4 protein-coding genes, 4 tRNA genes and 1 pseudogene are annotated in these 6222 nt (G+C 24.7%); 7 read left to right on the top strand and 2 right to left on the bottom strand.

Annotated elements, in window-relative coordinates:
- The first annotated feature begins 192 nt into the window (after positions 1 to 192).
- From Q1J76_RS07365 to Q1J76_RS07340, 6 genes are all read left to right on the top strand, one after another.
- A tRNA-Pro gene (locus Q1J76_RS07365) sits at positions 193 to 266 on the top strand.
- Positions 267 to 268: 2 nt separating this feature from the next.
- Positions 269 to 342, top strand: a tRNA-Arg gene (locus tag Q1J76_RS07360).
- 40 nt (positions 343 to 382) lie between these two features.
- Positions 383 to 458, top strand: a tRNA-His gene (locus Q1J76_RS07355).
- 221 nt (positions 459 to 679) lie between these two features.
- Entirely contained in the window at positions 680 to 1396 is a 717-nt protein-coding gene (locus Q1J76_RS07350) for a hypothetical protein (protein WP_300369088.1), read from the top strand.
- Positions 1397 to 1439: 43 nt separating this feature from the next.
- Positions 1440 to 1513, top strand: a tRNA-Arg gene (locus Q1J76_RS07345).
- 90 nt (positions 1514 to 1603) lie between these two features.
- Complete coding sequence (locus tag Q1J76_RS07340) at positions 1604 to 2785, top strand: tetratricopeptide repeat protein (protein ID WP_300369085.1); 1182 nt, start codon at positions 1604 to 1606, stop codon at positions 2783 to 2785.
- On the opposite strand, the gene Q1J76_RS07335 is transcribed toward Q1J76_RS07340, so the two are convergent.
- Complete coding sequence (locus Q1J76_RS07335; RefSeq protein WP_300369082.1) at positions 2782 to 3975, bottom strand: AAA family ATPase; 1194 nt, start codon at positions 3973 to 3975, stop codon at positions 2782 to 2784. The two genes, Q1J76_RS07340 and Q1J76_RS07335, sit on opposite strands and share 4 nt — an antisense overlap.
- Before the next feature lie 121 nt (positions 3976 to 4096).
- On the opposite strand from Q1J76_RS07335, the gene Q1J76_RS07330 reads away from it, so the two are divergent.
- A complete protein-coding gene (locus tag Q1J76_RS07330) occupies positions 4097 to 5245 on the top strand; it encodes a VWA domain-containing protein (RefSeq protein ID WP_300369079.1) in 1149 nt (382 codons plus the stop codon).
- A gap of 327 nt (positions 5246 to 5572) precedes the next feature.
- Here Q1J76_RS07330 and Q1J76_RS07325 read toward each other — a convergent pair.
- Positions 5573 to 6222: pseudogene (locus tag Q1J76_RS07325) on the bottom strand (hypothetical protein); the annotation flags it as partial.

Raw genomic sequence — 6222 nt, 5'->3', positions numbered from 1 at the left:
TTTTTTTTCTGTTGTGTATTATACTGTTTCATAGATATTCCTTTTTGTTTTTTTTAGCAATTTAAATTATAAGGAATATCTCATTTTTTTTAAACTAAAAGTGTGCAATATCTATGGAACTTAAACATTAATATATAAAAATATATATTGACAAAAAAAATAATTAATATATAATTATTAAACATAATTTAACGGGATGTAGCGCAATTGGTTAGCGTACCTGCTTTGGGAGCAGGGGGTTATGAGTTCGAGTCTCATCATCCCGAATGCGCTAGTAGCTCAATTGGATAGAGCAACTGCCTTCTAAGCAGTAGGTTACAGGTTCGATTCCTGTCTGGCGCGTATATAGATCTTTTTAATTATAAATGATCTATTTTTTAATGGCGAATGTAGCTCAGTTGGTTAGAGCGCCAGATTGTGGATCTGGATGTCGCGGGTTCAAGTCCCGTCTTTCGCCCATTTTTTATATTGTCAAAATTTATAATACAATTCTTTTTTCAAAATATCATATAAAATATTATTTATCTATATTGCTATTTATTTTATATCATATAATATTTATATGTATAGATTTTTTTGCAAATAAATATTATCAAAAAATAGTTTTTATTAATATTTATTTTTTTAATCCATATAAATAAATTGTTTTGATAATTTTTTGTAAGGAGAGTATCAAAAAATGAAAACAATAAAAAAATTGTCATTGATTATTATTTTTGTATTGGCTATTAATATTAATGCATTTGCAGCAAGCGGTTTCGAGGCTATTATCAATGTACCTTTAGGAATGTCTGTTGGTATTAGTGATGGATTAACTGAAAATTATAGTACTAAAAGTGCTGTTGGTTTTAATTCTGGAGTAACTGCTCAGATTGGATATTTAATAGGGCTTGGGAAAATAGGTATAAGTATATTAGGGGAATTTGGATATAGTTACGACAGTTATAGAATTTATGAATCTTTAAGATTAAATGATAAAAACAAAATAGAAATTTATACTAGTACTTATACTCATAGCTTTCAAGCTGGAATTCTTCCTAAAGTGAATATAGGAGCTTTTGCAATAGGTTTCGGTGCTGGGGTAAAAATACCATTATCAGCAAATGTAGAACTAAAAACTATAACTACTGTGTTAGGAGTGCCAAATACTGGTACTGTAAATAGCAAATTGAACAGAGATGATATTAAAAACTATGACAGAAATGTTATACCATACATAAAACTTACTTTTGATTATTCTATATTTTTAACTTCTAAAGCAGCTATTAATTTAGGTGCATATTTAGGATATGATTTTGGATTGGCAAATAAAAATCCAATAAATAATGAATATATTGGTGTTGATAGTTTTGATATAGGCTTTCAATTAGGATTAAGATTTGCACCTAAATTGTAAACTATAGTTCATAAATGCCGACAATAGAGTTAATTTTAAAAGAGCGTCTGTGGCTCAATTGGATAGAGCAGCGGATTTCGGTTCCGTCGGTTGGGGGTTCGAATCCTCTCAGACGCGTTTTTATAAAATTTGATTATTTATTCAGATATGTTAAAATAATGAAATGTATTCTAACAAAAATAAGGAATAAAAAGTTTTTTTGTAAAAATGAAAGAAAAAAGGCTAAAAAAACTAAATTTAATTATATTAATACTATTTCCATTAATACTGTTAGTATTCGCTATTACATTCAATATATATAGTATTGGAACTTTTAATAGAATAAAAAATGAATTAGAAAATTTTACCAATTCCATATCATTAAGAATGGAAAGCAAATATATGGACATGATGACTTTATACTTTAAAGAAGAGTTAAATAATTACGCCATAGCAAATGAATTCACAAATTTAGTAAAAGAACAAGTAAGATTGGGAATTACTCCGCATTTCAACTCCCTTAGATTTTCAATATATTATATAATGAAAACCAATTTAAGAAATATAAATAATGCCCTATTATTTATAGCCATTCTCATGTTTACATGCCTACTGGTGCTTAATTTCACAAAGAATAATTTAACTGCATCTGGAGCTGCATATGTGCCGAATAATAAAACGAATAGTAATGAAAACAGCAGTAAAGCAAAAATAGAAAATCCTATAAACAATGCAATAGATTCTTCTTTAAGCGATAATATAAAACTGGAAATAGAAGAAATGTATAAGAATCTAGTAAAAGAAATGAAAAATTCAAGATATGAACAGGTTTTGAAAATAATAGAAAAAATGTTTCAGATAGATGACAGAAATTACTTGGCATTGAATGGAGCTGGTATATTATATACTAAAATGTACCTCAAAGAAGGAAAAGAAGAGCATTTTAAAAAGGCTAATCAATATTTTGAATATGCATTATCTCTATATAATTACAGTGAAAATATTATAAATAATAAGGCTATATTATATTCAATAAAATACGAACTTAAAAAATCGGAAGAAGATTATGAAAATGCTTTAATGATGTTTAATGAGGCATTATCTGCAAATTATTTGGATATAGAGCTTATTAATAATAGAGCAACCTTATATTCTGTAAAATACAAAATAGGTGGAGATGAAAATATATTTGAAAGGGCTTTAAGTGATTATGATGAAATTATAACAATTGATTATAATAATATATACGCCCTAAATAATAGAAGTGCAATATATTTTAACAAATACAAAAATTCTAGAGATAAAAAATATTTTGATAAATCAATAGAAGATTGTAATACAGCTTTCAAAATCAATTCATCAGAACAATTATATGATAATAAAGGTTCTCTCTATATATATAAATATTAATCATTAAAATATATATTTTTTCTTGAAAAACCAAATCTATTTCGTCTATACTCTTTTTCTAAATTCTCTATTGTAAAATTATTAAAGCAATCTATTCTGTATATATTGCTTATATTATTTTCTTTATTTATCAAACAGTAATTATAAAGCATAGTATTATCAATACTCATAAGTGTTATATCATGTGTAGAAAGTATTAATTGAGATGTATCTTTTTTAATGTATGAAAGTGAAATATCATTTCTAAACAAATTAATAACGAATTCTAATAATTCTGAATGAACACCATTAAACTCATCAACTATAGATAATGTTCCATTAATGATAGATACTAATATATAAATTAAATTAATAGCATAAATTTTACTTCCTTCAGATTCTACTTCATCAAAATCATTACTATAGCAGTCATGTTTGGATAAAAGCCTTTTATTATCAAACATCAAAACAAATTCATTTGTTGATATGCTATCTTCTATATTCAAATCATCTATATCTATAAAAGATAAAAGTTTCTTATATAAATCCCAAATATTGTATTTATTGAAGTAATCAAAAGCTTCTACTATGGCATAGGAAGAAAAATCTGCTTCATTTGTAAAAGGAAATAAAAAACATAAATTTTTAAATAATGATATATAATAATTTATTTCCTCTCTATATTTATTGCCCTCTTCAGTATTAATAAAACTTAAAAATGTATTCGTATCTGGAATAATTTTATCATAATTAAATATTCCGCCTTTTATAACATTTAAATATCTTTCAAATATTATAGTATCATCATTCTTTATCAACTTCTCTGAATATATTTTTTTATTTTTATTATCAAGTATCAATTCATATTTATAACATACAACTTCATCATAAGAATAAAACTCCAAATAAAATCTGCTGTTTTCATCTTTACCATATATCATATTAGGATCCAAAAGTTTCTTTATACTATCATCACTTGAACTTATATATCCGTTATTTGAATAAAAAATATATTTTAAAGCATTAATTAAATTACTTTTACCAGATCCGTTATATCCATATAGAAGGCATAATTTTGATATATATTCATTATCATTTATCTTTTTTATATAAGGATTATCATTTTTATATGCATTAGTATTTATAGTAAAATCTAAAACCGATTCATTATAAAATGATCTATAATTTGAAATACTAAATTTTTTAAGCATATTTATTTTATTCCTTTCATTATCAACTTTATAAAAAACAAAAAAATATCAAATATGTTAAATTTATAATTTTCAAATATATAATTGATTTTTTATTTATTTATCTATATTATTATTAATTATGGACAAGAAAAAAAATAGTATAGATTATAGAAACATAAATAGATGGCGTTTGATACTCGGAAATTTTGCTGATGAAAATATAAAACTTGATAATGAATATTCTGAAATAGACCGTACTTTAAGTTTTTTATATGATAGAGAATACAGCAAAGAATCTGGATATGCTGATTTTGATAATGAGAATAAAAACAGGGGAGGAAAAGGTAAAAGCAGTTTAACCGTTCCTATATGGGCGGCAAGAATAAAAAGACTTTTCCCAAAAAAAACTGTTGAAATAATGCAAACTCAGGCATTAGAAAAATATAATCTTACTGAAATGCTTACTGATGAGAATATTTTAAAAGAGATGGAACCTAATATGGAGCTTTTAAAAAATATTCTCACTTTTAAAGATATGATGAATGGAAATGTAAAAAAGTTGGCATATGATACGGTAAGAAAAGTTGTTAATGATATAAAAAAGAAAATGGAAAGCGATATTAAAAAAGTTTTCTATGGGAAAAGACTTCCTAATTCCACAACACAAAATAAAATATTTAAAAATCTTGATATAAAAAAAACAATAAGAAATAATTTGAAAAACTATAACATAGAAGATAAAACTTTATTCGTTGACAAATTATATTTTAATCAAAATATAAAAAAATATAATCCTTGGAATATAATAATATTAATAGATGGAAGCGGTTCTATGATGGATTCTGTTATATATTCATCAATAATGGCTTCTATATTTTCAAATCTTCCATACTTATCAATTAAACTAGTGATATTTGATACTTCAATAGTTGATTTAAGTGATAGTGTAAAAGATCCAATAGATGTATTATTTAAAGTTCAATTGGGAGGCGGTACTGATATAGTAATGGCTTTGGAATATGCTAAAAAAATAACAACTGTACCTAATAAAACTATAGTTCTTCTAATAAGCGATTTATATGACAGCAGAGATTATCAATATATGTATAAAAGTGCCAGAGATATAATAGAGGCAAGATCAAAACTTTTTATTCTTACAGCTTTAGACTATAATGCTGATGCAAGCTATGATAAAGAGGCTGCTAAACAATTTGCAAAGATTGGTGCTAAAGTTGCAGCAATAACTCCTGATGAATTATCAAAATGGATAAGTACTGTTATATCTTAAATTTATAAATTCACTTAGATACTTCCATTTATTTTAATTTTTTATTTATATAAAATAAATACCAATATCTTTTTTTAAAATATTTTTACGGTATTAAAATTTTATAATGTATTTATAGAAATAAAATATTATTCTTTATTAGGGCTGCACCAAAAAATCCAAATTCTATATTAAAAAAATTACTTAATATATCAGTAATTTATTTATACTGTTCTATTTTTTTAATTTTACTCCTAATGTATGTAACATATTTAAATCATAATTATATTATAATCCTATATATTTATAAAAAAAATCAAAAAAACTTATTATATAAATTTGTAATTATTATGATATTTTTTGAAAGTCTATTTTAAATACAACTCCAAATTCATTTCCATTATTAGAATCTTTAAATTTAACTGTGAACTCTTTATTCTCACCTCTTTTAATTGATAAATTGCTGTCAACTTCTATTTGCTTGTTTCCCTTTATACTGCTGTATTTGAAGCTGTCAGAATCTTTATCATATTTTAATACAAGTATAGGATCTGTTTCATCGAAGTATACTAAAGGACCTGTACCTGCAGTTCCTTGATCAACATGTCCCGTATTTTCATCATTTTTAATTAGTTTTAAACTTAACTCTATAAATGTATCTTTACTATCAATACCATATAATTCAAAATACTTCGAGCCTTCTTTTATCATCTCTCCGCCGTCTTTATTTATTTTTGGTACAGAACCTATTGATGTAATACTTCCGTAATGCTCTCCTTTATTTATATCAGATATCATCTCTACAGATTTGCTGCTTTCATTTTGATAAGCTGAACCGTAAGAGGCATAAGAAATATAAGCATAAGGCAGTTTTTCTTCTTTCATACCAGGAGGAAATATTTGTATTTTGTATTTATAACTGAACACAGTATAGTTTATTAATTTCGTAGTACTTATAGTTATTTTAGTTTTATCTTTTTGTGCTAAAGGCGAATAGA

The sequence above is a fragment of the Brachyspira sp. genome, assembly GCF_029258575.1.
Taxonomy (GTDB): domain Bacteria; phylum Spirochaetota; class Brachyspiria; order Brachyspirales; family Brachyspiraceae; genus Brachyspira.
This window is presented reverse-complemented; position numbering and strand designations above follow the sequence as displayed.

Bases quoted from the DNA above. Each gene is read 5' to 3' on its own strand.
- Q1J76_RS07350 (WP_300369088.1), top strand. From the start codon at position 680: ATGAAAACAATAAAAAAATTGTCATTGATTATTATTTTTGTATTGGCT.
- Q1J76_RS07340 (WP_300369085.1), top strand. From the start codon at position 1,604: ATGAAAGAAAAAAGGCTAAAAAAACTAAATTTAATTATATTAATACTA.
- Q1J76_RS07335 (WP_300369082.1), bottom strand. From the start codon at position 3,975: ATGCTTAAAAAATTTAGTATTTCAAATTATAGATCATTTTATAATGAA.
- Q1J76_RS07330 (WP_300369079.1), top strand. From the start codon at position 4,097: ATGGACAAGAAAAAAAATAGTATAGATTATAGAAACATAAATAGATGG.